At 63.3% G+C, this 25,543-nt stretch carries 23 protein-coding genes; 8 read left to right on the forward strand and 15 right to left on the reverse strand.

Annotated features, from left to right (window positions below):
- Positions 1–810: 810 nt before the first annotated feature.
- Positions 811–945 (reverse strand): hypothetical protein, encoded by a 135-nt coding sequence (locus IEY28_RS20770; protein WP_268239438.1) that lies wholly within the window; start codon positions 943–945, stop codon positions 811–813.
- Between the two features lie 165 nt (positions 946–1,110).
- On the opposite strand from IEY28_RS20770, the gene IEY28_RS11195 reads away from it, so the two are divergent.
- Positions 1,111–5,097 (forward strand): S8 family serine peptidase, encoded by a 3,987-nt coding sequence (locus tag IEY28_RS11195; RefSeq protein WP_188997420.1) that lies wholly within the window; start codon positions 1,111–1,113, stop codon positions 5,095–5,097.
- Positions 5,098–5,283: 186 nt separating this feature from the next.
- Here IEY28_RS11195 and IEY28_RS11200 read toward each other — a convergent pair whose 3' ends face one another.
- From IEY28_RS11200 to IEY28_RS11215, 4 genes are read right to left on the reverse strand one after another with little or no spacing between them, the layout of a single operon-like run.
- Positions 5,284–5,781: a hypothetical protein gene (locus IEY28_RS11200; RefSeq protein WP_188997422.1), complete on the reverse strand. Its 498-nt coding sequence runs from the start codon at positions 5,779–5,781 to the stop codon at positions 5,284–5,286.
- Between the two features lie 5 nt (positions 5,782–5,786).
- Positions 5,787–6,554 (reverse strand): methyltransferase domain-containing protein, encoded by a 768-nt coding sequence (locus tag IEY28_RS11205; protein WP_188997424.1) that lies wholly within the window; start codon positions 6,552–6,554, stop codon positions 5,787–5,789.
- 12 nt (positions 6,555–6,566) lie between these two features.
- Positions 6,567–7,172 carry an OsmC family protein gene (locus tag IEY28_RS11210; protein WP_166973893.1) on the reverse strand — a complete coding sequence of 202 codons (606 nt, stop codon included), beginning with the start codon at positions 7,170–7,172 and terminating at the stop codon, positions 6,567–6,569.
- A gap of 3 nt (positions 7,173–7,175) precedes the next feature.
- Entirely contained in the window at positions 7,176–7,349 is a 174-nt protein-coding gene (locus tag IEY28_RS11215; protein WP_188997427.1) for a DUF1059 domain-containing protein, read from the reverse strand.
- A gap of 529 nt (positions 7,350–7,878) precedes the next feature.
- On the opposite strand from IEY28_RS11215, the gene IEY28_RS11220 reads away from it, so the two are divergent.
- Positions 7,879–8,259 carry a hypothetical protein gene (locus IEY28_RS11220; protein ID WP_188997429.1) on the forward strand — a complete coding sequence of 127 codons (381 nt, stop codon included), beginning with the start codon at positions 7,879–7,881 and terminating at the stop codon, positions 8,257–8,259.
- 144 nt (positions 8,260–8,403) lie between these two features.
- Here IEY28_RS11220 and IEY28_RS11225 read toward each other — a convergent pair whose 3' ends face one another.
- Entirely contained in the window at positions 8,404–9,210 is an 807-nt protein-coding gene (locus tag IEY28_RS11225) for a helix-turn-helix transcriptional regulator (RefSeq protein ID WP_188997431.1), read from the reverse strand.
- A gap of 292 nt (positions 9,211–9,502) precedes the next feature.
- Here IEY28_RS11225 and IEY28_RS11230 point away from each other — a divergent pair, with 292 nt between their 5' ends.
- The 4 genes from IEY28_RS11230 (at position 9,503) to IEY28_RS11245 (ending at position 13,595) form a co-directional block, all read left to right on the forward strand.
- Positions 9,503–9,703: a hypothetical protein gene (locus IEY28_RS11230; RefSeq protein ID WP_166973906.1), complete on the forward strand. Its 201-nt coding sequence runs from the start codon at positions 9,503–9,505 to the stop codon at positions 9,701–9,703.
- Positions 9,704–12,580, forward strand: a complete 2,877-nt coding sequence (locus tag IEY28_RS11235) for a tyrosinase family protein (RefSeq protein WP_188997433.1) — start codon at positions 9,704–9,706, stop codon at positions 12,578–12,580.
- 374 nt (positions 12,581–12,954) lie between these two features.
- Positions 12,955–13,197, forward strand: coding sequence for a DUF4242 domain-containing protein (locus tag IEY28_RS11240; RefSeq protein WP_229783120.1), 243 nt, complete (start codon positions 12,955–12,957; stop codon positions 13,195–13,197).
- A gap of 5 nt (positions 13,198–13,202) precedes the next feature.
- Positions 13,203–13,595 (forward strand): cupin domain-containing protein, encoded by a 393-nt coding sequence (locus IEY28_RS11245; RefSeq protein WP_188997437.1) that lies wholly within the window; start codon positions 13,203–13,205, stop codon positions 13,593–13,595.
- Positions 13,596–14,031: 436 nt separating this feature from the next.
- On the opposite strand, the gene IEY28_RS11250 is transcribed toward IEY28_RS11245, so the two are convergent.
- From IEY28_RS11250 to IEY28_RS11260, 3 genes are all read right to left on the reverse strand, one after another.
- Complete coding sequence (locus IEY28_RS11250; RefSeq protein WP_188997439.1) at positions 14,032–15,132, reverse strand: Gfo/Idh/MocA family protein; 1,101 nt, start codon at positions 15,130–15,132, stop codon at positions 14,032–14,034.
- Positions 15,133–15,253: 121 nt separating this feature from the next.
- Positions 15,254–17,074: an asparagine synthase-related protein gene (locus IEY28_RS11255; protein ID WP_188997442.1), complete on the reverse strand. Its 1,821-nt coding sequence runs from the start codon at positions 17,072–17,074 to the stop codon at positions 15,254–15,256.
- A gap of 779 nt (positions 17,075–17,853) precedes the next feature.
- The gene (locus IEY28_RS11260; RefSeq protein WP_188997445.1) at positions 17,854–18,342 is read right to left on the reverse strand and encodes a universal stress protein; all 489 of its coding nucleotides are present in this window, start codon (positions 18,340–18,342) and stop codon (positions 17,854–17,856) included.
- A 175-nt stretch (positions 18,343–18,517) separates the two neighbouring features.
- Between IEY28_RS11260 and IEY28_RS11265 the strand changes: the two genes are divergently transcribed.
- Positions 18,518–19,933: an aldehyde dehydrogenase family protein gene (locus tag IEY28_RS11265; RefSeq protein ID WP_188997448.1), complete on the forward strand. Its 1,416-nt coding sequence runs from the start codon at positions 18,518–18,520 to the stop codon at positions 19,931–19,933.
- Here the strand turns inward: IEY28_RS11265 and IEY28_RS11270 are convergent.
- The 6 genes from IEY28_RS11270 to IEY28_RS11295 form a co-directional block, all read right to left on the reverse strand.
- Complete coding sequence (locus IEY28_RS11270; RefSeq protein WP_188997785.1) at positions 19,930–20,676, reverse strand: SDR family NAD(P)-dependent oxidoreductase; 747 nt, start codon at positions 20,674–20,676, stop codon at positions 19,930–19,932. The genes IEY28_RS11265 and IEY28_RS11270 overlap by 4 nt on opposite strands.
- A 5-nt stretch (positions 20,677–20,681) precedes the next feature.
- Positions 20,682–21,656, reverse strand: coding sequence for an ACP S-malonyltransferase (locus tag IEY28_RS11275; RefSeq protein WP_188997450.1), 975 nt, complete (start codon positions 21,654–21,656; stop codon positions 20,682–20,684).
- Positions 21,649–22,086, reverse strand: a complete 438-nt coding sequence (locus IEY28_RS11280; protein WP_188997453.1) for a holo-ACP synthase — start codon at positions 22,084–22,086, stop codon at positions 21,649–21,651. The genes IEY28_RS11275 and IEY28_RS11280 overlap by 8 nt, the downstream gene beginning before the upstream one ends.
- Positions 22,083–23,288, reverse strand: coding sequence for a beta-ketoacyl-[acyl-carrier-protein] synthase family protein (locus tag IEY28_RS11285; RefSeq protein WP_188997456.1), 1,206 nt, complete (start codon positions 23,286–23,288; stop codon positions 22,083–22,085). Before IEY28_RS11285 ends, IEY28_RS11280 begins: the two co-directional genes overlap by 4 nt.
- 3 nt (positions 23,289–23,291) lie before the next feature.
- Complete coding sequence (locus tag IEY28_RS11290) at positions 23,292–23,540, reverse strand: acyl carrier protein (protein WP_188997459.1); 249 nt, start codon at positions 23,538–23,540, stop codon at positions 23,292–23,294.
- Positions 23,541–23,776: 236 nt separating this feature from the next.
- On the reverse strand, positions 23,777–24,340 hold the full coding sequence (locus IEY28_RS11295) for an OsmC family protein (protein ID WP_188997461.1): 564 nt from the start codon (positions 24,338–24,340) through the stop codon (positions 23,777–23,779).
- Between the two features lie 213 nt (positions 24,341–24,553).
- Between IEY28_RS11295 and IEY28_RS11300 the strand changes: the two genes are divergently transcribed.
- Positions 24,554–25,528 carry an NADPH:quinone oxidoreductase family protein gene (locus IEY28_RS11300; RefSeq protein WP_188997462.1) on the forward strand — a complete coding sequence of 325 codons (975 nt, stop codon included), beginning with the start codon at positions 24,554–24,556 and terminating at the stop codon, positions 25,526–25,528.
- The last annotated feature ends 15 nt before the right edge of the window (positions 25,529–25,543 follow it).

Raw genomic sequence — 25,543 nt, forward strand, 5'->3', positions numbered from 1 at the left:
AAGTGGACGGCTACGTCGCAGTACTGTCGCCCGCTCAATCGCGATAGCGCTTCGCTATCGTACAGTAGGTGCGCTTGCGATGGCAATTGTCTCCGCAGCAGCTGATATACTAACGTGAGATATCTCGAATCAAAATACTTTACTAAGATACTCGATCTGGCTAATACGTGATAGCTGCATGGAGAGTAGTGGGGATTTGCGGTCTACTGACAGCACTTCTTGCGGTATCCGGCTGTGTCAGTACACCGAATCAGGGGAATACTACGGTTTCAGCGACTGAAACGACAGCACCGCGCCAGACCACACCGGCACAGCCGGCGGGACTGGACGACCGACTCTACGAGCTGACGCGTGCGGACAATCGGACCCGCTACGCCGAGTCACACGGGCTCCGATTACAGAACGGCTCTGTGCAGGCCGTCGTGATACTCACGGCGAACAGCACACTGCCACAGGGCTATGGTATCACGGTCGACATCCGCTCGGACGACCGTGTCCAAGGGTGGGTACCTGTCGATTCGCTCGTCGACGTCACTCAGGACCGCAACGTGAGCAGGGTCGAACCACCGCTTCGCCCGGGAAGTGCCTGAGATGCGCCGGGTACTCACACTCGCGCTGGTTCTCCTCGTGCTTGGGTCGGTGGTCACGCCGACCGTGGGCACGGCAGTCAGTACGCCGTCGACGACACAGCCAGCTGAGACGACCACCGGGGAACCGGTGCTACGCACAGCCGGCAATCAGGGGCGCCATCCAAACGAGCCAACACCGGCCAGTCCGACCACAGACTCGACCCGGAGCAAAAAAATCGGATCACGACTGGCGGACGACCTCGCAACCGACGGTCCGGATGGCACTGTGACGACTGCTGACGTCGAATTCGTCCAGGTCGTCGTTCGCGCCACCGACGGCAACGGACCGGCCGTCACCGAATTGATCGAGAACCATGGTGGTCGGATACAGGTTCGGGCTGATGACTCCGTACAGGCGATGGTTCCGAAAGCGGCAATACAGGCACTCACAGACAGTAAGGCGGTCGTTCGTGTTCGACGTCCCATTCGTCCACAGACTGCCGGTGATCAGGGACACATCGTCAGCGACGGCCTCGACAACATGAACGTGACGCAGGTCCACGACCGCGGCGTCACCGGCGAGAACGCCACGGTTGTCGTCATCGACGGCGGCTTCGATCTCACACACCCAGAGATACGGGGCCACGTCGCCGACTACTACGACCCCGGAGGCACGTTCACCAACGAGAGCGACCAACACGGGACAGCCGTCAGCGAACTCGTCGTCGATACGGCACCGAACGCCTCGCTGATCGCCATCGAAGCCGATACGTACACTGAGTGGCAGAAAGCGGTCGACTACATCAACCAGAACACTTCGGCCGACGTCGTCACCATGTCGATGAGCTACTACGGGTTGCCACTCGACGGCCAGTCCGCGATGGACCGAGACGTGAATCGGACGGTCGAGAACGGAACGGTCTGGATCAACTCGGCCGGGAACGACGGCAATCGAGATCACTGGAACGGGACCTTCCAAGATGGCGATGCCGATAGCTACCACAACTTCGCCGGGACCGACGAAGCGCTCTATCTGGGCACGCCGTCGTCGGTCGACATTTGGACGACGTGGGACGACTGGGAGCGCGGAACCGAAGACTACGATCTGTATCTGATCGATACCTCGGGTGCAGTCGTCGACAGTTCCACGAATCGTCAAGACGGGACGTACCCGCCGCGTGAGATCATCCAGAACAGCTCGCTGTCCGGGACTCGGGACCTCTATCTGGACATCAGGAAGGTGAATGCAAACGGCGACGCGACGTTCAACACGTTCTTCCGTGGTGGGTCGACGCCCGAGTACTGGACCTCGGAGATGAGCGTTACGGTGCCAGCGGCGGGTTCGAACGCGATCGCCGTCGGGGCGACGGCGGAATCCGACGACACGCTGGCAGCGTACTCCTCTCGTGGACCGACTATCGACGGCCGCCGCAAACCAGACGTTGTCGCACCGAGTAGCGTGAACTCCGACGTGTACGGGACGTTTTCCGGGACGTCCGCATCGGCACCGCACGTCGCCGGCGTCGCTGCGTTGGTAGCTGGCACAAACGAGTCGGTCACGGCGTCTCGGCTCACGCAGGCGCTTACCAACCAGACCACGACAGTACAACGCAGCGAACCGAACAATCGCACTGGATACGGAATGGTCGATGGCTGGGCGGTGGTCGACGCCGCCACTGGAACCGACGTCACCCCACCGAGTGTGCGTTCGGCAACGGTCGTCGACGAGACAGACGGAAATGGGACCCTCGATGGTGGTGACGTCGCGACGATCAACGTGACCGCGACGGACTCAGAGAGTGGCGTGCAGTCGGTCGTGGCGAACGCCTCGGTCCTCGGTGCCGGCAACGTGACGCTGACCGACGGCGACAACGATACGGTCTACAACGCGACGGTCACCGTCGATGCGTCTGCAGCGGCGGACAACGGGACGTACACGGTACCTGTGACGGTAACCGACGCTGTCGGGGCGACGGCGACGGCACAGACCGGCACCGTCGAACTGGCACTCACGGACCGGACTGCCCCCACGCTCTCCGATGCGTCAGCAGTCGACGTGACCGACGGCGATGCGGAAGTCGCGGGTACCGATACGGTCCGGCTAACCGTGGGCGTCAGCGACGACGACTCCGAGATTCGGCACGTCACGGCCAACGCCTCCTCGTTCGGTGCCGGGAACGTAACACTCTCGGACAGCAACGACGACGGCGTCTACAACACGACACTCAGTGTCGGCGCATCTGAAGCCGCTGCCAACGGTAGCTACGCCGTCACGGTTGCAGCGACTGACGACGCCGGCAACACCGGGACGCTGGACACGAACCGACTCGACGTGGCCATCAGCGACCGAGCGCCGCCCGCGATCTCCGGCTTCTCAGTGCAGGTCGTCGACACACGCTCGCTCTACACAACTTTCGACAGCAACGAGAGTCTCTCGGCTGTCGAAGTCCAGATCACGAACGCGAGCGGCCAGACCGTCCGGACGCTTCGTGACCCAGCGTTCGGGACCGCACAGGGGTCGTATTTCAACACGACCGACCTCGGTACCCCTGGCCAGTACACCGTCAGTCTGGTCGCCGCCAACGACTCCTCGGGCAACAACGGGGCCACCGACCAGAACGAGACGGTGACACTCGTCACGAAGACGGTGTCCGTCGAACACGTCAACGGTACCAGACCGTCCGATATGGCGAACCTGACGAGTAACGTCTACCTGACGCAGGGTTCTGATGGCCTGCTCCAGATCCAGTTGCGTGATGGAACGGCGACAGCCCTCACCGACAGAACCGACCTGTCGGATCTGGGCGTCGCTTCGAACACGACGCTCGCGATCAACGTCACGGTTCAGGACTGGACGCCGCGGTTGATTCTGGGGGCTGGCCGCAACGCGACCTGGACGACGACGTCGCTCGGTCCCAACAGGACCGCGATCAACGTCACCACTCGACCAGCCACCGTCCAGTACAACGAATCGAAGCTACAGAACGGCGGCGACTGGAACGAGAGCGAACACGCCGACGTGGCCGCCAACGCCACCGTCGATATGGCGGTCAGTGACGTAGGAACCTTCACCGAGAGCCGCCGGAACCAGTTCACCGGGACGATGTTGCTGACCGACGCACAGACGTTCGGGATGCCTCGGTACGATGCCCAGACGGACGCACTCACCCTCCACGTCGGCGCACCACACTACAACGTCAACGACACGCAGAACCGGGGGTTCTTCGATGCGTTCCTCCCTACCTCTCTTCTCACTCGGTGGGGAATTGACGACGCACAGAATATCACCGTCACGTCGATGGGCAACGCGACCAAGCCTGCGTCCACGACGGTGACGGCCGAGGGCGTCCGACTCACGGTTCCGATCCACTACTCCGAGGGCGACGTTGCGCTCGCACCCGCCGACACGACACCGCCGACAGTCGACTCCGTGACGATTACCGACGCCACCGACGGCGATGGTGCGGTCAGCGACGGCGACACGATCGACGTCTCGGCGACCGTCTCTGATGCCGACTCCAGCATCACGACGGTAACGGCCGACGCTGCAGCGTTCGGCGCCGGCACTGTCTCGCTGACAGATGCTGATGGGGACGGTACCTACACGGGGCGTGTTTCGGTCGATCGGGGCCCTACCGTGTCCGATGGGTCGCACTCGGTGTCCGTAACAGCCATCGACGCGGCTGGCATCGAGACCACGGCCACATCGAATACGCTCTCCGTTGCCAGCGCTGACGACGGCGACGGCGGTGGCTCGAGCGCTCCAGCACCGGCACCGGCGCCGGCGCCGGCACCCGAGACAACACCAACCCCGACGCCGACGCCCACACCGACACCCGTCGAGAGTGAACTCGTAGACACCGGGACTGGTGCCAACGCGACCGTGACGAACGTCCGGGCAAACTCGACCGTCGACGTCGACTTCGAGAACACGACCAACTCGACTGCAGGCGCTGTCACACGGGTTTCGTTGACACCGAACGCCGCGACATCGCGATTCACCGTCTCGGTTACCGCGCCGTCGACCGACGCATCCGGGGTGCCGCCGGTCGAGACGGCGACGACGGAAGCGGTCTTCTGGGCCACCGTCAGCGGACTCTCGGATTCGGAGATCAGTACCGCGTCGGTGCGGGTCTCGGTGCCGCTTTCGACCCTCTCGAACGAGACGGACCCCTCGAACGTGACCATCTACCGTCACCACGGCGGACGGTGGCAGGCACTGGAGACGGTGCATCTCGGTGATGGCGTCTTCGAAGCCCAGACGCCGGGGTTCTCGGCGTTCGCGATCGGTCGCCCGCTGCCAGTTGGCGTCACTGCGGATACGTCGACGCCGACACCGTCGCCGACGGCGACGCCAGTGGCGACGGCCACAGCGACTGACGTCACACCGACTACTGCCACGCAAACAGCAGCACAAACGACAGCCACTACGACGACCGGTGACAGTGGGCCGGGCTTTACCGCCGTAGTCGCGCTGCTTGCCGTACTCGGGGCGGCAGTATTGGCAGTCCGGCGACCCGGTAGCTGATCCACCAGTACCGGGTCGGAACATCTCGGCGACGACCCGGCCTCGACGGCGACGTCGAGGTCGACAGAACGGGACACTCGGCGGCAACGAGGTCCCGAAACAGGGACTCGTTCGGGGGTATGCCCTGTCTGCAGTACGAGAACGGATAGTGAGATCGTCCGTGAAGAGAAAGTGCGGTACGATCGGCTAGGCGGTCCGCAGTCCGCGGTACGACAACACGACCCCGACGACGAAAACGATCGTCGCGAGGTAGATCGGTCCGAGATGCGTCACCCAGTCATGAGCGAACGCATCCTCCGTCCAGTGCATCGGTAAGGCGAGCACTAGGCCGACAACGGCGGCGACGATCGCAGTCGCCCACGCCCACGTGAGCCGCTGGCGGACGCCGTACCACGAAAGGCCCGCGATGGCGATGCCCGTCGAGATGATGAACGCAGCGGTGGCGACGTGGAGGTGACTGATGTAGTACGCTACCGCCGGATCGAGATCGGCGCTCGTCATCCCAGCCAGCGTACTGACGCCGAGTTCGAAGCCACTCCCCACGAAGTTCAACACGAGAAACACGACTCCGTACCCGACGAACGCGATACCGGCGAGTGCCATCAACGCGGCTCCGTTCCGGACCTGTGACTCGTACTGGACCTGTTCTCCCTGTTCGTCCGCGACCGATTGGTTTGTCGCCATGGTAATCACTTGGTTGCCCCTAACGAGATGCTCTTGACGCCGTACTTCTCGCACGCGTTCGCCGCCCGCTCCGAGATGAATTCGTACTGCGTGTTCTCTCGGACGTCCGTCACCGAGAAGCCAGCGTCCTCTATGGCCGCCGTGTACCGGTCGATCTGTTCGGCCCCGCCGATACAGGCCGCCCAGAGGTCCTCGTCGTTCTTGATGCTCTCCGGCATCACCTCCTCGCTGATGATGTCGGAGATGGCGAACCGGCCGCCGGGAACGAGTACCCGCTGGGCTTCCGCGAACACCCGCTCCTTGTCCGGTGAGAGGTTGATGACCCCGTTCGAGATGACGACGTCGAAGGTCCCGTCGTCGAAGGGAATATCCTCGATGTACCCCTGCTCGAAGGAGACGGTCTCCATTCCCGCCTCGTCGCGCAACGCGCGGGCCTTCTCGAGTTGTTGCTCCGTCATGTCCAACCCGGTCACGCTTCCGGAATCTCCTGCGTGAAGTGCGGCGACGAAGACGTCCGTGCCCGATCCACTGCCGAGGTCTAGCACGTCGTCTCCGTCCTCGATGGCAGCGAGGTCGAAATGGTACCCCACACCGGCGAACGATTCCATCGCCGCCGCGGGAATCTGATCGAGCTGTTCCGGCGGATAGCTGAGGCGTTCCGCCAGCGGTCGCCCCATCTCGAAGTGATACTCCTCGCCGGGGTCCTCAGCGACGTCTTGGTAGACCGATTTCACCGCTTGTTCGAGTTTGTCGACGTCGAGTGAGTTTGCCATTTGCCTGTCCTCTCAGTCGTCGGCTTCCACCTCGGCAGGTGTATTCACGTTGAGGTTGACGTCCTGTTCGAGCGAGACGAGCGTGTAGACTGGCGCCCGTCGGGCCCACTCGTCGACTTCGTCCTTATCGAGGTCCGGGCTCTCGATCTCGACCTCGGCGGTCAGGTTCTCGAACACCGTATCGGCGTTCCCGAGATCGTCCACACTGAAGAGGACACTCGGGTCGAAGTCGGTGCGCACGCGCGTCTCGAGGTGGTCGATATCGACGCCGTTTGCGACGGCGTTGATGGTGATGCCGACGTTGATGCACGAGACGAGCGCGGAGAGCGCGACCTCGATCGGTTCCATTCGATCCGTTGCCCCGACCCAGCCGCCGGCCGCCAACACTTCCTTCCACCCCCCGTACGGGATGGTGTACTCGCGGGTGTCGCGCCGGATCGTCTCGCCACCGAGGACGTACGAGTCTATCGTCGCCAGACTGTGGGCGCACGTTCCTTCGTAAGTCGATCGGGCGCTCAGTCCGAGTTGGACCTCCTCGGGATTCTCGGCGGCGTGTTCCGCGAACGCGGCGAGTTCCTCGGTATCGACGCCGTGGTTGACCTGCCGCTCGGATACCATGGGTTAGACCACCTGAAGGTGTTCTTCCCGGAGTTCGTCGTCCGAGTAGTCCTGTCCGTGACCCTCTCGCATGTGTTTCTTGGCCAGTTCGATCGCTTCGGTTTCGTCTTCCGACTGAACGATGAATCGGCAATCGCCCGCTTCCGATTCACAGTCGAGCTTGTATGCGTCAGCCATTGTCGTTTCCGTTGCCTTGCGGCAAGATGTAGTATGATCTCGAAGGGTTAGATAACTAACTAGTAATGGTCGCGCAGCCGGTACCGCCCTCCGTAATGCCTGCGGGGTTGGCAGTCGTTGACGATCGCGCAGGTGATGCAAACCTGTCGTCATCGCATACGAGTTGGTTGGACGGCGACACACCGTCGATCACCACTCTCTCTTTTCCGTTACGAACGCTTTTTACCGCCCTCAGAAGGCCCAATCGTCCCGCGTGGAGTCGAGTGCGAACGCCGTGGCCACCCCCGGGATCGATATCGCTCCCATCGTCTACTCCGGCCAGTGAACTCTCCGAGAGCGGGGATACGAGACTCCGCTGACGCTCTCAGCAGTTGACAGACTCCGCGTGCCGAATACAGCGCATGACTACAGCAAGCACTCCCACGAATTGTCGTCGGCACCACCGACGACTGTCGGTCCCTCGTGACCGCTGTCAGGGGTGCAGTGACGGAACGGTTATCTCGGACATGGTTGTACGTTAACAGGAACCATGGAGTTTGCCTGGCAATCCTTCGATGAACCTGACCCGGAATCCGAACTCACAGGAGTCGTCGGGTATCTGCACCCCTCGGGGTACCGGACCGTGCCGAAAGTTCTCTGGCATACCCGGGAGATAGAAGCGCAACTCGCCGAGTCGGCTGGGCTGGTCGGCTATGCCCTGCGCGCCAAACTGACCCAGAAGAAGTTCTGGGCGGTCGCTGCCTGGGAAAGCGGCGAATCGCTCCAACGATTCGTGGAGAGCGATCCACACGCGGGGATCAGAGCGGCGCTCAAACGAGACATGGCGGAGAGTTGGTTCAAACGGTTCGATGTGAGCGGCGAGGAGGTCCCGCTGGACATCGATTGGGCTCTCGAGCGAGTCTACCGGTAACTAAGCGAGTTGATTTCGGAGTGACAGCGACGGCTCTGTATTCAGCACCACCGCAGCGAACCCTCAGCGATGGAGGGTTTCAACAGAGTCGGATATGACGAACGTCAAACAGTCCGGTCGTGGTCGAGGTGTTCGAGTACCGCCTCAAAGGTCGTCCTCGATGGGGAGGATCGGAGTCTTTCGTCGGTGGGACGTGAACGTCGACTCCGCCCAATCACGTGCGTCCGCGTCGTCAGTATCGACCAGAACCCGAACCGTAACAGCCTCGCGGTCGTACCCAGTTACTGCGATTCGGTCGTCGAAGATACTGACCCCAAACGGCGGTAACGCATCGTGTAGTCGGACGTCGAGATTGCCACTCTCTAGTGCCTCCGAGAACAGCCCCGGGCAGTCCGAGCGAATGTAATTGGCCACTCTCGGCGGGTTAATCAGCTCTGTTTCCATGCCGTCGACGATTCGCTCACAGAGTTCCTGCTTACACGAATCAAGCATGGCAACGTCGAGTCCGGTAAATCGCAACCGCTCTGTGTCCTCGAGTAGCGAACAGAAACGAGCGATTGGACGGGATGGATTCTCGGGTTCGGCCACCGTTACGGTTGCATCCGAACACATATCGATGGTGAAACCGCTGTCTTCGCCCGGTAGTAATCGCCAAACGTCGCGTAGCTTCCGTTCGGTTTCCACTCGGTCGATCAACTCCGCCATCGCTGAAGCAATGAAAGCGCCCAGCTGTGTCACTTCGTACTGATACCCGTCCCTTTGAACCCAATCGCGTTCCTCGAACTCGCTAAGCGTACGTCTGATCGTGGACTCCGAAACGCCGGTCATCTCCCAGAGTTCGGAGCGACTCCGGGGACGAACCGTGAGCGCGATAAGCGTTGGCGCGCGGTGTTCGGATCGGGTGAGGTATGCTATATCGTCGATTGGCGTCTCACTGCTATATTGACCCATGGTACTAGTACACATGAATAATTAATAACGACTGTGCCCCGTTGAAACGTCGATCGAACGGCTATCGGACCTCGTACGGCCCGCCCAGAGGGCTGCGTCGGTCTTGCTGCTCTCGGACGTCTGTTGTTCGCTGATACCGTCCGATGGAGCCATCCGCCCGACGTGCGCACTCGACTCGCCGCTCTACTGAATACCGGAGCGCCGTCCCACGATTTACATATATTGTGTATCACAAACCTTGAATAATTATTATGTAACTGGAAAGTAACTGGAAACTTGGTGATGGGTCACCATGGCAGAGAAAACAAAGCAGTACGGGAGACACGAAATTGTACTGAACGAAGAGGGTCCCGAGTTGGCGATAGACGGGACGGAGATAGCGGTCTCGGACAGTGACGGCACGTACTGGACGCCGGAGCGGCCGTACGAGCAGTACCTCTCGCTGGAGGAGATAGCGAAGACACTGATCGACGACGATCCGGAGGTGTGGTAGATGGATTGTCGTAAGCGTGTTCGTGATCTCACGGAGGACGAGCGGCGCGATTTCGTCACCGCGGTCCGGAAACTGAAAGACAGCGGCGAGTACGACAGGTTCGTCAAGACGCACTTCGAGACGGCCTACGAGCAACAGTCGGGGTCCTGGCGTTCCAAGGGACAGGGGCCACGGAACGACGCCCACGGGGGACCGGCGTTTCTCCCGTGGCACAGGAAGTACATCCGCGAGTTCGAGAAGAAACTCCAAGAGCAGGTCCCGGGTGTCACGCTGCCGTACTGGGACTGGACAGCGGACGCGGAGAAGTCGGGTTCGTTCGGCCAGCCCGAGGAGATACCGGTACTGAGCGGCGACCCGAACGACCCGACGGACGGACTGCTCGGTGGGATAACGGAGCTGTCGATCGACGACGATCAGGACGCGTCGAACCACTCGGTCGGACCGGTCGAGGACGGGCTGGACCCGTCAGATTCGTACGACTGGTGGATCAAATACCGTCACGAGAGAACGCCGCTCGGTGAGGTCTCCCTCGTGGAGTACGACTCCTCGGACGAGGTGCGGCTCCGGCGGAGTCTCGACCCGGTCGACGATCTGCCCGACGCCGAGACGGTCGAGGCGGCACTGCAGATCGAGAACTTCTACGAGGAAGGATTCGACTGGGGAACCCAGTCGTTCCGGAACGTCCTCGAGGGCTGGCAGCCGCCGCCCGCCGATAACTTCGACTCGCCGTCGGACCAGCCATCCAGCAGCGCGTACCTGCACAACCAGGGCCACGTCTGGATCGGCGGCGACATGGGTCCGATGACCTCGCCGAACGACCCGATATTCTTCCTGCACCACTGTTTCATCGACAAACTCTGGGCGGACTGGCAGGCGCGTCACCCCGACGCCGAGCAGTTCCCGCCGACCAACAGCAACGCGCCCGACGGCCACAAGCTCGGGACCCAGATGCCGCCGTGGAACATCGACCCTGGAACGACGATCGACTACCGTTCGATGGGATACGTCTACGACGAGTCGCCGCCGCGGGTCGAACTGACGCGACCGGCCGGGTCGCCCACCACGCTCGCTTTCAACGACGTCCCTGAAGGTCGCGAAACCTCGCGAGCGGCGGTCTTCGAGGTCGTCGGCTGCGAGACGTCCGTCACCCTCGAAGTCGAGGACGTGACCGCCCCCTTCTCGGTCAAACCGGCTATGAAGACCAGGACACACTCGACCGACGCGGAGACGGCCCAGACGGAGGCGAACGTCTGGCTCACCTACACCGGACAGTCGCCGGGGACGAACGCCTCGGGGTCGGCGACGATCTACTGCCCCGAGACCGACGAGCGCTGGACGGTCCAGCTGACGGCCAACACCATCTCCGAACCGACCGCGGGAGTCGCGGTAGTGCTGGACGAGTCCGGGAGCATGGCCTCGGCGTCGGGCGACGGCAACCGCACCCGGGTACAGGTGCTCCGGGACGCCGCCGAGGTGTTCCTCGACCTGCTGCCAGCGGGCAACAGCCTCGGCATCGCGACGTTTCACTCCGACGCGTCGCCGGCGCTGTCGATGCGGCAACTCGGCGGACAAGGCTCGTCGGCCCGCTCGGACGCGCGGACGACGATCAGGGCACTCTCACCGACGGAACCCGACCCCGCGACCGACGCCGGATACACCTCGATAGGTGACGGCGTCATCACCGGCCGGTCGCTCCTCTCGGCGGCTTCGGACGTCGACGAGCGGGCCATGGTGGTGTTCACGGACGGTCGCGAGAACCGGCCAGAGTACATCGCCGACCTCGAACCCAGTGGGACGGACGACCAGACGTTCGCGGTCGGTCTCGGCACGCCCTCGCAGGTGCGTCCGAACGCGCTCCAGCGGCTCACGAACGCCGGCGGCCCCGACGAAGGGTACGTGCTCGTCAGCGGGCAGCTCTCTGACGACGACCGGTTCCTGCTCGATAAGTACTTCCTGCAGGTGCTCGCCGGCATCACCAACCGCGAGGTGGTCGTCGACCCGCAGGGCCGTCTCCGACCCGAGTCCGAGACGAGCGACGGCGTCCTCAGTATGCCATTCGACGTATCGAGCGCCGACCTCGGCGTCGACGTGGTGGTGCTATCGCCGGGCGAACACGTCTTCGACGTGGCGGTCGAGACGCCCGACGGCGTCGTTCTCGAACCCGGCGACATGACGGGCTCAGGCGGCCAGTTCGTCGACGGCGAGCGGGTCGACGCCTTCAGGCTCCAGTTGCCCTACGACACCGGCGAAGGACAGGCCCGTGCTGGCGAGTGGACAGTCCACCTGCGGATCAACGAGAAGGGGTTCGACCGGTATCTCGGTCAACTCGAGGAGACGAACATCGACGAGTACGAACGGACCATCGCCAGCGGAGTCCCGTACAATCTGTCGGTCAACGCCCGGAGCAACCTGTCGCTCGACGCCTCGGTCCAGCAGTCGAGTTTCGAGCCGGGCAGTTCGCTAGCACTGACCGCCGCACTGGACGAATCGGGACTGCCGCTGTCGGATGCGACGGTCACCGCCGACCACGTCCGTCCCGACGGCACTCGCCAGACGGTCCGGCTGGCACGCACAGAACCCGGGACCTTCGCAGCGAACGTCGACGACGCCGCCGAAGGGCGCCACGCCTTCCGAGTGCAGGTCGAGGGAACCACGCTGAGCGGCGACCCCTTCACCCGCGAATCGCTCGCGACGGGATCGGTCTGGACCGGTGGCGACGACCCGCTCCCGAGCAGGAAGGGAACGGGCGGCGGCGACACGCTGTCGGAACTGCTGCCCTGTCTGATCCGCAACGATGCCCTCGAAGAGTACTTCCACGAGAACGGGATCGATCCGGAGATCGTCCGCGAGTGTCTCGAACGGACCGGGGGGAACTGAGACGCGCTCGACTCCGCACCCCACCGTCGGCTGACGGCGGCACACGTTTTCGCCGTTTTCGACGGGCTCCGCGAGTGCTCCGACCGACGACGGATACGAGTATACGGCCCTGTTGAAACCCTCAAGCGGTGATCGGTTTCAACAGTCTTGCTGAATACATCGCGCGTACGTAGATTCAGCTGGCGTTCAGTTAGAAGGGGTAGTTATCGTTCGGTACAGGGCAATGATGTATCACTGCGGATTACAACCTACCAATCCGTATCGAGCGTCGTGACTGTGGGGTGTCACTCGATTAGTCAATAGTCGACTTTGCGTGAAATTGTTGAGGATCTAATGGGTTTGCCACTGTATCGCTATGTGCCATGCCACTATTCATGGACGTCCACAGAGATGTAGACGCCAGTGTCGAAGACGTTGTAGAGGCTCACAAGAAAGACGTCGAGGCCCAGGAGAAACACGGGGTGAAATACCTGAACTACTGGGTCGACGAGGACGAAGGTGCCGTCTTCTGTCTGTTCGAAGGCCCAAGCAAAGAAGCGGGTGAGAAAGTTCACGAAGAAGCACACGGTCTCACCGCAGACGAGATCTTCGAGGTTGAGCAGGGCAAGGGGAGCTGAAACCAATGAAAGTAGCGAAAGAAGATATCCCGGCCAGAATCGACACCCCAGCCGCTATCGCTCGCCACCAACCGGATTTCGGTGATGCAACCGACTATGGTCACATCGCCGCGGAATATTTCACGCTCACAGAAGGGACCGATATCTCCACACTCCTTGACGGACTGGAAAACGACCTTTGCCAGTGTCCTCACTGGGGATATGTCGTAAGCGGCGAACTGACTGTCACTTATACCGACGGCAGTGAAGAAGTAGACAGAGGCGGCGATATGTTCTATTGGCCGCCGGGGCATACGCTCCGAGCCGGCGAAGATACCGACTTCGTTTTATTTAGTCCACAACACGAACACGGGGAGGTCATCGCTCACATTCGGAACAAAATGGAAGAGAGTGCGTAAGGACAGTCCACTCCACCGTTCATCTGGGCGGTACCGTTCCAGTCAGGAAGGCGGGCCACCCATCAGCCGAATCTCCCCAACTCTGTAAGATCACCCTGTGGAACAGTTACCCACCTGTGGCTCCCGGAGGCCGACCGCGAGTTCTACTTCGGACAGCGCGAGATCTATACCCAGGAGGCACACGAGCAGAGTGGCTACGCCGCGTCCGACTTCGAGGTGACGAGGCGCGAAGAGCCAACCGACGTCGTAACTGTTGTCTCGTGAGATGTGTCCGTTTCGTGTCGCGGGTTGCGGTATGGGCTCGTTCAAACCCGGACACATCGATGCCGGTGACACCGTTGACTGGCAAATCTGCCAGCGAGACGTTCAGTACCACTCGCCAAATGGCCGTCTCTGGGCGGTCGAACGCCGCTACTCCGGGCGAGTGCGAAGCGACTCAATCCTCCGGGGTCGGGGTAGCGACGGCCGGTCCCTCGGTGGCCGCATCGCGGATGGATTCGAGCAGTCGCATCGTCCACCCGGCCTCGGTCAGCGGAATCGGCATCGGGTCGTCGTTCAGGATGGCGCTTGCCTCCTCGTCGAACTGGTAGTAGTGTTCGTTCAGCTCTTTTTGAATCGGCCACTCGCCGAACGCTGCCCGCTCGGCGACGGCACGGGCGTTCTGGGCGGTTCCCCACACGCGGTCGCCCGCGCGGTCGAGGTTGTTCAGCGCCCGCCCTATCGACGACCCGCTGTAGTCCCGGTCTAGCGAGACGAGCGTCTGTGAGACGATGTCGGCGACGAGCGTCCCCTCCTCGCCGTGGACGTAGACCACCTTGTTCGGGATGCCCCCGCCCATGAGGGTCGCGCTGCACTGCACGTCGTCCTGACTGACGTACTGCAACTGGACGGTATCGTAGCCGAAATCGCGGTCGTACTCGCGGTGGCAACTGGTCTGGACCTGTATCGCTGACTCGTCGCGAGGGTAGCCACCGGCACGCAGGAGGATGTAAAGCGGGTGCGGGAGTCCCTCCTCGAACTCGCCGCCCAGCAGTTCGAAGGCCCACTCGCCGCGCATGACCGCGTCCGGCGGGGTGTCTCCGGTGTGGATGTGGTCGACGGCCCGGACCTGACCGACGTCGCCGCGTTCGACCCGCCGGGTCAGTGCCCGCATTACGGGCGTCAGGTTGTGGTTGTGGACCGCGCTCACGCGCACGTCGTACTCGCGGGCCGCACTCGCTAGACGCTCGTACTCGTCGACGGTCTCCGTGATCGGCTTCTCGATTAACACGGGAATCCCGCGCTCGACCGCCCCGAGCGCGAGTTCGAGGTGGGTCTGGACCGGCGTACACAGGTGGACCCACTCGACGTCGGCCTCGTCCAGCATCCGCTCGTAGTCGGTGTAGACGGCCGCGTCGTTGTCGGCCGCCATCGCACGGGCCCGCCGTTCCTCGATGTCACAGACCGCGACCAGCGCTGTCTGGGGACAGGCGACGATTCCATCGAGGTGCGTTTCCGACACGACGCCGCCGCCGACCACTGCTGTCCGGAGTGTCATCGTCTCCGGTGTTCGTCGGTGCCCCCATTGTTATAGAGCGCCAACTCCGCTCAGACAGGCGCCGACGACACCACTCTCCGGCGGCCAGCAACCGGGTCGAGCAGTCCACGCCGCTTCGGCGTCAGTCCGTGGCACGCGGGGTGGTCGCCTCCGCGTCGGCGATCTCGGCGACGCCGACGGTGTCGGCGTACTCCTGCAGCCAGCACTCGACGGTCGTCACCACCGAGAGCGCGTGCAGGTGACCGGCCTGCCCCTGCTTGTGTTCTCGCTGAAGTCTCCGGAGTGTGGTCTCGTCGAACACGTCTCGGTCGCAGGCGTCGTCTATCCAGCCGTCGATGATCTGCCGGACCGCCTCGTTCTCCCGGTACCAGGCCCCGAAGTGTCCCTCTGGACGACCATCGCCCAGTAGCTTCCAGCCGACGCGCTTAGCGACGAACGTAACGTCGTGTTGCCACATCGGGCGGGTCAGTGGCAGGCGCGTCCGCTCGTAGGGAATCCCGGCCTGTCCGGGGTCCATCTCGTTGATGACGTCCTGTTTCAACGGTGCCATCGAACGCGGGATGCGCCCGTTCGTGCCCGGCACGTACCCGATGCGGAACTGTCTGTGCGGCATCTTCGCCAGGTGGTCTAACAGCGACCGGTCGATCCAGGGGAGTCGCATCCCGACCTGACTCCGGTAGAGTTCGCTCGACCGGAAGTGCGTGTTCGAACAGAAGTTGCGGTACCACACGTCCATCACGGTCTCGGTTTGTGAGTCTCCTTCGCTCTCGGTGAGTTCGGTTTCGATAGTGTCGTGCGGGTCGGCGTCGCCGGCCACGAGGTTCCTGATGGTGTCTCTCCCGACACTTCCACCGAGACGCCTGATGCCCTCGAAGGCCGAGTCGACGCCAGTCAAGTGGTAGAGCCAGGGCTGCTCGCCGAACAGTTCTCCCTGCGGGGCCGCCTCCATCACGATGTCGGTCCTGTCGTGGAGTCGGTCCATGATGTAGTCGGGGTGGAGATACACCGTCCACGGCTTGAGCCCGCTGGTGACCCTGATACCGCGTTTGACCTGCTTTGCGAAGTCGCCGGGTTCGAAGACGACCCGCTCGTTGTCCGCGTCCAGATGGTCCGCAACCTGCCGGGCGATTTTGACGTTGCTCCCGTCCCGTGGGTTGCTGTCATACGTCAACGTGTCGAACTCGACGTCCTGCTCGGCTAGTGCCGCCGCCAGCGTCCGGCTGTCCAGTCCGCCCGAGAGCCACAGGCTCACGTCACCCGTCAGCGTGTCGGCCACGTTGCCGACCGCCTCGCGGTACCGCTCGACGGTCTCCTCGACGTACCCCTCGACGGGTTTCGTCCCGTAGTCCGGTTGCCAGTACCGCTCGGTCGTGACCGTCCCGTCGTCCGTCAGCAGGGTCGCCGGGCGGAGCGCCGACACTTCTTCTAGCAGCGTCTTCTCGCCGAGAACGCCGCCAAAGGAGAGCATGTCACCGACCGCACGCGGGTCCACAGAGAGGGTATCGAGGTGGTCGGCGACGGCCCCGACTTGCGAGGCCACCACCAGTCCGTCATCCGTCTCGGCGTAGAAACAGGGCCGCGAGCACAGCAGGTCGCTGGCGACCAGCACGCGCCCGTCGGCGTCGACACACGCCACCAGGAACGGCCCGTTCAATTCGGGCAGAACCTCGCGTGGTCGCTCTAAGAGCGCGCTGAGCAGGGCCTGATCGGTCCCGTATCCGAGGTCCGCTCGGTTCGAGACGACACCGTGGACGACGCCCGCTCGACCGTCCGCTCGCAAGACTGTGTGGCCTTCGGGGTCCTTCGCCCCGTGGTGGACCAGTCCCAGTTCGGTCCCCCCTGCCGTGACCGTTTCGACCTCGTACCACGGTTCCTGATGGAGTGATTCGACGAGTGATTCGGCGGTTGCAGTGGGCCCGCTGGCGACGACGATGCCAACCATAGCCGTGGTGTGACGAAGTGCTACGATTGTTATGCGGCGTATTCGAAGTCGTCCCACAGTGAAAGAAACGGCCGTAGGAGCTGTCTAACTCGGCGAGTTTGCGAAGCGACGGCGGGTTGCTCCAACAGCGCGGGCCCCGGTTGGTCTACGAACCGAACCAGTCGGCCGAGCCCGCTGGGACGGAACGAGACGACTCCTTCTATCAGACCGTCTCGAAAGAACTCGTCGCCGATACCGTCGAGACAGACTGCGGCGTACTCGGTGCGAGAACCCGACCGGCGGTTTCCATGCTGACTGGAGGCGGTTCCACGGTGTGTCGAATTAGCGACGCGGCCGACGGCGGCTGTATTCCCGGACAGCGAGCCGGTGTGGGAACGCCATCGACTCGTCTGAATGCGGTGGTCGAGGCAGATAGCGGGTTTGCCGTGGGTGGTGCAGTCGTACTCAGTCCCGTCTCGGGACGACGCGATTGACGCTCGGAACGTCCAACACTAACAGAGGTACGGTTGAAATACCACCAGATTGTCAAAGATGGCCGACACACGACGACGTCGACGGCTACCGAACCCGAACGGCGATCCGTTCAGTCCAGTCGAGGTCGAGACGATGTAGACGAGTCGGCCACCATCGCCTCGGGGGACGTCCCGTATGGAAACTGTTGTGATACGGGTCCCGGCGCGGTCAGTCCCGCGTCGATACGTTGCGATGCGGTTGTCCGTGCTCCAACCACACCACGCTGCGTGCTGCTGACTGAGACGGTGTGCTACTGCCTGTCGCTGTCATTCGTCTGGACGGTCACGAACGAACGTCACTGGACACGGTGCGTTCAACATCACTTCCTGTGCAGTGCTCCCGAAGATAGCCTTCCCCGCCGGAGAGCGCTGTCGCCCACCGATGACCACCCGATCGGCATCGACATCTTTGGCGATCGAGACGACCCCTTCACCGCTGGTCCCGGTCGTGGCACGCGGTTCACACTCGATTGCACGCTGTTCGAATTGGTCCGTTATTTCCTGTGTGATCGCCATCCGTGCAGCCAACTCGTCGGGTTTGACCTCCGCTGTGGGCGTGTCCAACATCTGTTCGACGACTTCCTTGTAGGACTGTGCATCGAACACGTGGGCGATGATGACCCGCGTGTTCTCCGGGGACGCGATCTCACACACTGTCTCGATAAGCGCCGTAACACGAGTGTCATCGCGGTTACCGACGGCGAGCACCACGGTATCGAGTGGCCGAACACTCGGGCTTCTGGTGTCTACACACATTTGGTTAGGCGCAACGATCTGTAGCTGTAAATATTCTCTCTTCTATTTACTACCTTCATAGTAATTATTCGGAGTGGATGTCGGCGCGGGTCGCCGCACCGTTCTTCAGCACGGGCCGGATGGCATATATTTCTATTAGAAAGTGTTAAAATGAATCGTAGAGAAGGCGGTTACAGTGACTGGCTCCGAATCGGAATCGAAGGAAACCATCGCAACGCAGGTCGAACGTGCACGGGACGCACAGGCAACAATCGACGCCGTGGGACAGTCCCGCGTTGACGAACTGACCCAAGCGGTCGGGTGGGCACTGTACCGTGAGGGCGCTGCCCGCGACGTGGCAGCGAAGGCGGTTTCGCGGACCGGCGTCGGCAACGTCGACGACAAGGTATTCAAGACGAAGCGACAGATAGTCGGCGCCTTGGAGGATATGCGCGGTGCACCCTCGGTCGGGACCATCCGCCAGCGCGAAGGGCTCGTCGACATCGCAAAGCCCGTCGGCGTCATCGGGGCGTTCCTCCCGGCGACGAACCCGGTTGCCACCATCCCCCATCTGGCGATGCTCGCGGTGAAGGGGCGCAACGCCGTCGTCTTCTCGCCAGCGCCCGGGACCAGAGACGCCTGCCAGCACGCGGTCTCGCTCATCCGTGCGGAACTCGCACGCGCCGACGCGCCGCGTGACTTGGTACAGGTCGTCTCCGACCGCGCGACGCGGGACAACGTCGTGGCACTCGCCGCGGCGGTCGACTTCGCACAGGCGACGGCCTCACAGAGCGTCGTTGATATCGTCCAGCAGTCCGGGACTCCCAACCACGCCGTGGCCGTGGGCAACGTCGTCACCGTCGTCGACCAGTCTGTCGAAGTCGCCACGACGGCCACCGAGATAGCGACCAGCGCTACGCTGGACCACGGAGCGACCTGTGTCAATGCCAACACGGCCGTCTTACACCGGGCGGTCGCGGAGGACGTACTGACGGCCCTCGAGGAGACCGGCGCCTACCGCTGTTCGAAGGCCGAGCGCGATGCGGTCACAGCGTGTCTGTTCGACGAGAACGGTTCTGTCAACCGCGACTTAGTCGGGTCCGACGCGGCGGCCATCGCCGACGCTGCCGGGTTCTCGGTATCCGCTGGGACCGACCTACTGGTCGTCGACGGTGATGACCTCTCGGTTCCCCACTCACTGTTCGGGGAGACGCTTTCGCCGGTTCTGACCACGACGGTCGTCCCCGACTTCGAGACGGGACTGGACGTCACGGATGCGATTCTAGCCTACGAGGGACGGGGCCACTCCTGTGGCGTCTACACGACCCGGGACGACCACATACGGGCCGCCGCCGAACGGCTCCCGGTCGGCCGTCTCATCGTCAACCAGCCGAGCATCGCACTGGCCGGCGGCAAGCACAACCGCCTGCCGTTCACCCTCTCGCTGGGCGGGGGGAGCTGGGCCGGTAACCAGTCCGATGGCAACCTGACCTACCGTACCTTCCTCGACGTGACGACCATCGCGAGGTCGACCACCGAGCGGGACTGTGATCCAGAGTCAGTGTTCGAGGAGTACGCTGTCGGCGAGACAGACACGCCGTTCGACGGCTAGCCGACGAGGCCGTCGTCGACTCTGAGGACCTCGCCGTGGACGTACGACGACCGCTCGCTCGCGAGAAACAGGATCGCCTCGGCGACGTCCTCTGGGGAGGCCGGTTCGCCCGTGGCGGTCTCTGTGGCCACGACCTCCGCTGTGGCGTCCGAGAGCTCTTCCTCGTACATATCCGTCCGTGTGTACCCCGGCGCGACGGCGTTCACTCGGATAGACTTCCCCCCGAGTTCGCTCGCGATAGAACGCGTGAACCCGACGATTGCGGCCTTACTCGCAGCGTAGTTGGATTGGCCGGCCCAGCCCTGCTGTGCGGCGACGGAGGCGACGTTGACGATACGCCCGCCGTCGCCCCTGAGCATCCGGCGGGCCACCGCTCGCGTGCAGTTGAACGTCCCAGTCACGTTCGTCCGCAGTACCTGCTCCCACTGCTCCGGGTCCATCCGGACGAGCAGACCGTTGGACATGATCCCTGCGTTGTTGACGAGTACCGTCGGCTGGCCGTACTCGTCGGCAACGTCGGCGATGGCGTCTGTGACCGCCTCGTGATCGCCGACATCGAACTGACGGGTGCCGACGTCGTCGTGGTCGGCGCGCTCGGCCAGCGCGGCCCGCGTCTCGGCCGCCGCCGTCTCGTCGCTGTGGTACGTCGCGACGACCGTCGCCTGTCGGTCGGCGAACGCCTCGGCCGTCGCCCTGCCGATACCACGTGTCCCGCCGGTGACGACGACCACCTCGTCGGCCATCGACGTCACGCCGTGAACACCTCCGCCGCGTCCGCGGGCGACTCCAGCGGTATCGTTTCGAGGTCCGGGCAGCGTGTGTCGACGAACCGCGAGAGAGTGCCGGCGGGGGGTACCTCGACGAACCGTTCGACTCCCCGGTCCCTGAGCGTCTCGACGACGGCACGCCAGTCGACGGTCTCGACGACTTGCGTGCCGAGTTCGTCGACGGCCCGCTCGCCCCCGCCGTACACCTCGCCGGAGACGTCCGAGACGACAGGAACGGCGGTTGTCTGGAACGTCATCGCGGCTAGATCCTCCTCGAAGGCCGTCGCGGCGGGCTCCATCGCCGCCGAGTGGAACGCGGCCCCCACGTCGAGTTCGGCGAACCGAGCCCGTGCGTTGTCGGCGATGCGGTCCCGTACCTGCTCGACCGACGGGGCAGGACCGGCTACGACCGTCTGGCTGTCCGTGTTCCGGGCGGCGAGACTCACGCCCTCTATGCGGTCACAGGCCCGCTCGACCACGGCGGGGTCCCGGCAGATGACCGCCAGCATCACGCCGTCGCCGCCGCGTTCGGCGGCCCGCTGCATATGCCGCCCGCGTTTGCGGACGAGTTCGACTCCCTCTGTCGGGTCGAGACAGCCGGCGCTCGTGAGCGCACCGACGTGTCCGAGGCTGTGGCCAGCGACGTAGTCGGGGACGACCCCGTAGCGACTGGCCAGCCCCGCGAACGTGGCGACACTCACAGTGTACACGCACGGCTGTGTGTACTCCGTCGTCGAGAGCGTCGCCGCGTCGCCGTCGAAACACAGGTCGGTGACGTCGACGTCGACGGCGTCCGACAGGGTCTCGAACCACTCGCGTGTGGTCGGCCACGCCTCGTAGAACGCCCGGCCCATCCCCGGTTGCTGGCTTCCCTGACCCGGAAACAGGACGGCGGTCGTGGGGCCCTCTTCGTGCTTTGCGCCCGTGGTGTCGTGTGATTGGATTTCCTCAAGCATCTCTCTGGAGTCCCAGCACGGTTACGTGCGCGCTGGCGATGCCGGACGCGCGGTCGTGACTCAGGCTGACGCTGACGCTTGCCCGTTCTGGGGCCACCGAGTTGGCCCGTAGCGAGTCCGCGAGCGCCGCCGTCGCGCGCTCACCGAGCCGCAATTCTGGCCCGTCGCCGGTTCGTTCGACTGCCACTTCGTCGAAGGGGGGCATCTCTACGGATGCCGAGAGAGCCTTGCGGAACGACTCTTTGGCCGCCCAGCGGGCGGCGTAGTGTTCGGACGGGACTCGGGTTCCCTCGCAGTAGGCGCGCTCGGCGTCGGTAAAGAGACGACGGGTAAACGACTCGCCGAACTCCGCACGGAGTGACTCGAACCGGTCGATAGCGACGACGTCCAGCCCGCTGCTGACGAACGGCGTCGGGTTGGCGTCGGTCATTTGGCCCCGGTGAAGACGACGGCCCCGTTCGTCCCTCCGAACCCAGCCGCGACGTTGAGCGCGACGTCGACGTCGGCCGTCTGCGGTTCTGTGACGACGGGGACGTCACAGTCAGGATCCGGCGTCTCGTGGTTCGCCGTCGGGGGGAGCCGCCCGTCGCGGAGTGTCTGTGCCGTGAACACGCTCTCGATGGCACCGCTAGCACCTAAGGTGTGTCCGGTGAGGCTTTTCGTCCCCGTCACCGGCGGACACTCGTCGAAGACCCTGTTCAGTGCCGTCGCCTCGTGCTGGTCTCCCCGTGGGGTGCTGGTCGCGTGGGCATTGACGTGGTCGACCGCGTCGGGGTCTACGTCGGCGTCGGTCAGCGCTCGCTCGATACAGCGGACGAGACCGTCGGCGTCGTCCGGCGGTCGTGTGGGGTGGACGCCGTCGGCGCTCCGGCCGGCCCCCTCGACGGTGGCGATGGGCGTCACGCCACGGTTCTCGGCGTGCGCACGCGATTCGAGGACGAGGACGGCCGCCCCCTCGGCGATCACGAACCCGTCGCGGTCGGCGTCGAATGGGCGACTCGCGCGTTCGGGCTGGTCGTTTCGCGTGCTGAGCGCACGCATCGCGTCGAACCCGCGGATGCCGTGGGGGCTGAGTATCGACTCACTCCCCCCGGCGAGCATCACGTCGGCCGTGCCACGTCGGACCTCCCGCATGGCGTCTGCCATCGCATGGACGCCGGCCGCACACGCCGTCGACGCGGCCCGGTTGGGCCCCTCCGCGCCGAAGACGATACTCACCTGACTCGACGCGAGATTCGAGAGGTACCTGACGACGAACCGGGGTGAGACGCGGTCTTCGATGGTGTCCTCGACCTCTGGGAGTCCGCCGATACTAGACGCGATGCTCGTTCCGACCTGCGCTGACACCCAGTCGGGGTCCGCGGGGTCGAAACCTGCGTCCGCGATGGCCTCGTCGGCAGCCGTGACCGCGAGTTCCGCGTACCGGCCGACTCGGTCCGACTCGACCGGTGTCTCGTCAGGTAGCGTCGCCTCGCAGGCGATATGGGACCGACAGTTCGCGTCGGCGGGGTCGAATCGCGTTATCGGACCGGCACCGCTCTCTGTGGCCATAAGGGCGTCCCAACTTTCGTCGGCCGTCGTCCCGAGTGGCGTGACGGCACCCAAGCCCGTTACGACGACATCCCCCGCCATCGCTTAGTTCCCCTCGAGTTCCGACGCGACGAACGACTTGAGGTCACCCACCGTCTGCATCTCCTCGATGTCGTCGACGGTGAGGTACACCCCGAGTTCGCCGTCGATAGCCTCGGCGATCTCGACGATGTCGAGCGACTCCGCGTCCAGTTTCTCTCCGGTAATCACGGTCTCGTCGTCGAAGCCAGATTCCTCGACGTGCAGACGGTTCGAGATTATCGATTCGATTTGGTCTGCTGCGGTCGACTGCATATATTTCCGATCACTGTATACTAATTAAAGGTTTTTGGTATGCAATAAACTGGCGTTCGGGCACTCACCGAGCCTATGGGTGGGTTCCAGGAGACGTCCCCCTCATGTATACTGATTCCTATAGCAGTAGATAGTCGCACGATTTCTTTATTCAGAAAACGCTGTGCAACTCACGTTTCGTACAGTTCAGAATCTGCCGGAGCGAACAGAAAAACACCGCAAGGAACCGATCGGCGTTATTCTACGACGATGTGGGTTTCGAGCGGGACTTCGTTCGTGATCGCGTCCACCAGTGGCGAGGTCGCCTCGACGCGCTCGCGGAGTTCGGCGAGTTCCTTCTCGGTCGCGTCGGCGTTCACGTAGACCGTGCAGGTGATCGACTCGTAGCCGGGACGGATGTCCTCGGAGATACCGAGGAACCCTCTGAGATCGACATCACCTTCCATCTCGAATCGAAGATCGTCGAGTTCGATGCCCATATGCGCGGCGTTCGCCGCGTAGCCGACGCTCAGGCACGATCCGAGCGCGCCGAGCAGAAGTTCGACAGCATTCGGCCCGGTGCGCTCGCCAAGGATCTGCTCGGGTTCATCCCCCTGAAGCGTGAACTCCCGAGTGTGAATCGTCTCCCCCGATTGGTCGAACTCGTCGATCGTCGTCACGGACTTGAGCGCGTTCTCCCACTCTGTTTCGGCCCGGAACGTGAACATCCCAACACCGGGATCGTCACTGATCGCTTCGACCGCATCTTCAAGTCCCGAGACGTTGACACCATTGACTATCCGTTCTTCGGTGGTTGCCATTTCGAATCGCCAATGGTCCAAACGGCGGATGCGAACATTAAGACATATTGACGTATAATGTCCATTTGCATTCCTTCGCGTGAGAGATACGCAGCCGTACTTATCGAGGGGAGTGCCTCAATTTCACCAACCATCCTGAATAAAGAACTTTCAGTATCAGATGACAGCAAAATAAATTTTATAAGATAGTCATTTGAAAGAGAACTCGCCACTATGCGTACTATCCAAGCGCAGGCACACGGAGCACCGGAGGTCCTGGAACTTGTCGAGAGGGAAACGCCGACCCCAGACCGAGGGCAAGTCTGTATCGACGTCGCCGCCGCCGGCCTGAACTTCGCCGACGTCGAGAAGCGGCGCGGACGCTACCCGGACGGGCCGCAGCCACCCTACACTCCAGGTATCGAGGTCAGCGGGCGCGTCGTTGCGACGGGCCCCGAGACGTCCGTCGAGACGGGCGATACGGTCGCGGCCTTCGTCGACGGGGGCGGTTACGCGGAGCGCGTGCTGGCCCACGAAGAGACCGTTTTCGAGGTCCCGGACGCCGTCTCCACGCCGGCCGCCGCGGGGATGCCGGTCCAGTTTCTCACCGCCCACAACGCGCTCGTCGAGTGGGGCGGTCTGGAGGCCGGCGAGAACGTCCTCGTCAACGCCGCCGCGGGAGGTGTCGGCACGGCGGCGGTCCAGATAGCCTCCGCCCGGTCAGACGTGACGGTGATCGGGACGGCGAGTACGGCGGAGAAACGCGACCTGGCCGCCTCACTGGGCGCCGACGACACCATCGATTACACCGAGGCCAGCGTCGCCGATCGACTAGCGGAACTCACCGACGGGGACGGGATCGACCTCGTCCTCGACGGAGTCGGCGGTGAAGCGTTCTACGAGGCGCTCGATGCCCTCGCGTCCTGCGGCCGCATCGTCTCTTACGGCATGGCAAGCGGTACTGTGCCGTCGGTCTCGCTCCCTCGATTGCTCTTCGAGAACCAATCGGTACTGGGATACCACCTCGGACACGCACTCGAGACCCAGCCCGAACGGGTCAAAGAGGCCGTCCCCAAACTGCACTCGTTGTTCGAGTCCGGCGATGCGGCGGTCCACGTCGGCGACCGGTACCCCCTCTCGGAAGCCGGGACTGCCCACAGCGCCCTCCAGAACCGCGAGAGTACTGGGAAGCTACTTCTCATCCCCTGAATACCCGGAGTACGC

The organism is Haloarcula pellucida (genome assembly GCF_014647235.1).
Classification (GTDB): Archaea; Halobacteriota; Halobacteria; order Halobacteriales; family Haloarculaceae; genus Haloarcula; species Haloarcula pellucida.

Excerpts from the sequence above, each read along its gene's own strand:
- IEY28_RS20770 (WP_268239438.1), bottom strand. The coding sequence starts at position 945 with ATGGTTCTCGATCAATTCGGTGACGGCCGGTCCGTTGCCGTCGGTGGC.
- IEY28_RS11195 (WP_188997420.1), top strand. The coding sequence starts at position 1,111 with ATGAACGTGACGCAGGTCCACGACCGCGGCGTCACCGGCGAGAACGCC.
- IEY28_RS11200 (WP_188997422.1), bottom strand. The coding sequence starts at position 5,781 with ATGGCGACAAACCAATCGGTCGCGGACGAACAGGGAGAACAGGTCCAG.
- IEY28_RS11205 (WP_188997424.1), bottom strand. The coding sequence starts at position 6,554 with ATGGCAAACTCACTCGACGTCGACAAACTCGAACAAGCGGTGAAATCG.
- IEY28_RS11210 (WP_166973893.1), bottom strand. The coding sequence starts at position 7,172 with ATGGTATCCGAGCGGCAGGTCAACCACGGCGTCGATACCGAGGAACTC.
- IEY28_RS11215 (WP_188997427.1), bottom strand. The coding sequence starts at position 7,349 with ATGGCTGACGCATACAAGCTCGACTGTGAATCGGAAGCGGGCGATTGC.
- IEY28_RS11220 (WP_188997429.1), top strand. The coding sequence starts at position 7,879 with ATGGAGTTTGCCTGGCAATCCTTCGATGAACCTGACCCGGAATCCGAA.
- IEY28_RS11225 (WP_188997431.1), bottom strand. The coding sequence starts at position 9,210 with ATGGGTCAATATAGCAGTGAGACGCCAATCGACGATATAGCATACCTC.
- IEY28_RS11230 (WP_166973906.1), top strand. The coding sequence starts at position 9,503 with ATGGCAGAGAAAACAAAGCAGTACGGGAGACACGAAATTGTACTGAAC.
- IEY28_RS11235 (WP_188997433.1), top strand. The coding sequence starts at position 9,704 with ATGGATTGTCGTAAGCGTGTTCGTGATCTCACGGAGGACGAGCGGCGC.
- IEY28_RS11240 (WP_229783120.1), top strand. The coding sequence starts at position 12,955 with ATGGACGTCCACAGAGATGTAGACGCCAGTGTCGAAGACGTTGTAGAG.
- IEY28_RS11245 (WP_188997437.1), top strand. The coding sequence starts at position 13,203 with ATGAAAGTAGCGAAAGAAGATATCCCGGCCAGAATCGACACCCCAGCC.
- IEY28_RS11250 (WP_188997439.1), bottom strand. The coding sequence starts at position 15,132 with ATGACACTCCGGACAGCAGTGGTCGGCGGCGGCGTCGTGTCGGAAACG.
- IEY28_RS11255 (WP_188997442.1), bottom strand. The coding sequence starts at position 17,074 with ATGGTTGGCATCGTCGTCGCCAGCGGGCCCACTGCAACCGCCGAATCA.
- IEY28_RS11260 (WP_188997445.1), bottom strand. The coding sequence starts at position 18,342 with ATGTGTGTAGACACCAGAAGCCCGAGTGTTCGGCCACTCGATACCGTG.
- IEY28_RS11270 (WP_188997785.1), bottom strand. The coding sequence starts at position 20,676 with ATGGCCGACGAGGTGGTCGTCGTCACCGGCGGGACACGTGGTATCGGC.
- IEY28_RS11275 (WP_188997450.1), bottom strand. The coding sequence starts at position 21,656 with ATGCTTGAGGAAATCCAATCACACGACACCACGGGCGCAAAGCACGAA.
- IEY28_RS11280 (WP_188997453.1), bottom strand. The coding sequence starts at position 22,086 with ATGACCGACGCCAACCCGACGCCGTTCGTCAGCAGCGGGCTGGACGTC.
- IEY28_RS11285 (WP_188997456.1), bottom strand. The coding sequence starts at position 23,288 with ATGGCGGGGGATGTCGTCGTAACGGGCTTGGGTGCCGTCACGCCACTC.
- IEY28_RS11290 (WP_188997459.1), bottom strand. The coding sequence starts at position 23,540 with ATGCAGTCGACCGCAGCAGACCAAATCGAATCGATAATCTCGAACCGT.
- IEY28_RS11295 (WP_188997461.1), bottom strand. The coding sequence starts at position 24,340 with ATGGCAACCACCGAAGAACGGATAGTCAATGGTGTCAACGTCTCGGGA.
- IEY28_RS11300 (WP_188997462.1), top strand. The coding sequence starts at position 24,554 with ATGCGTACTATCCAAGCGCAGGCACACGGAGCACCGGAGGTCCTGGAA.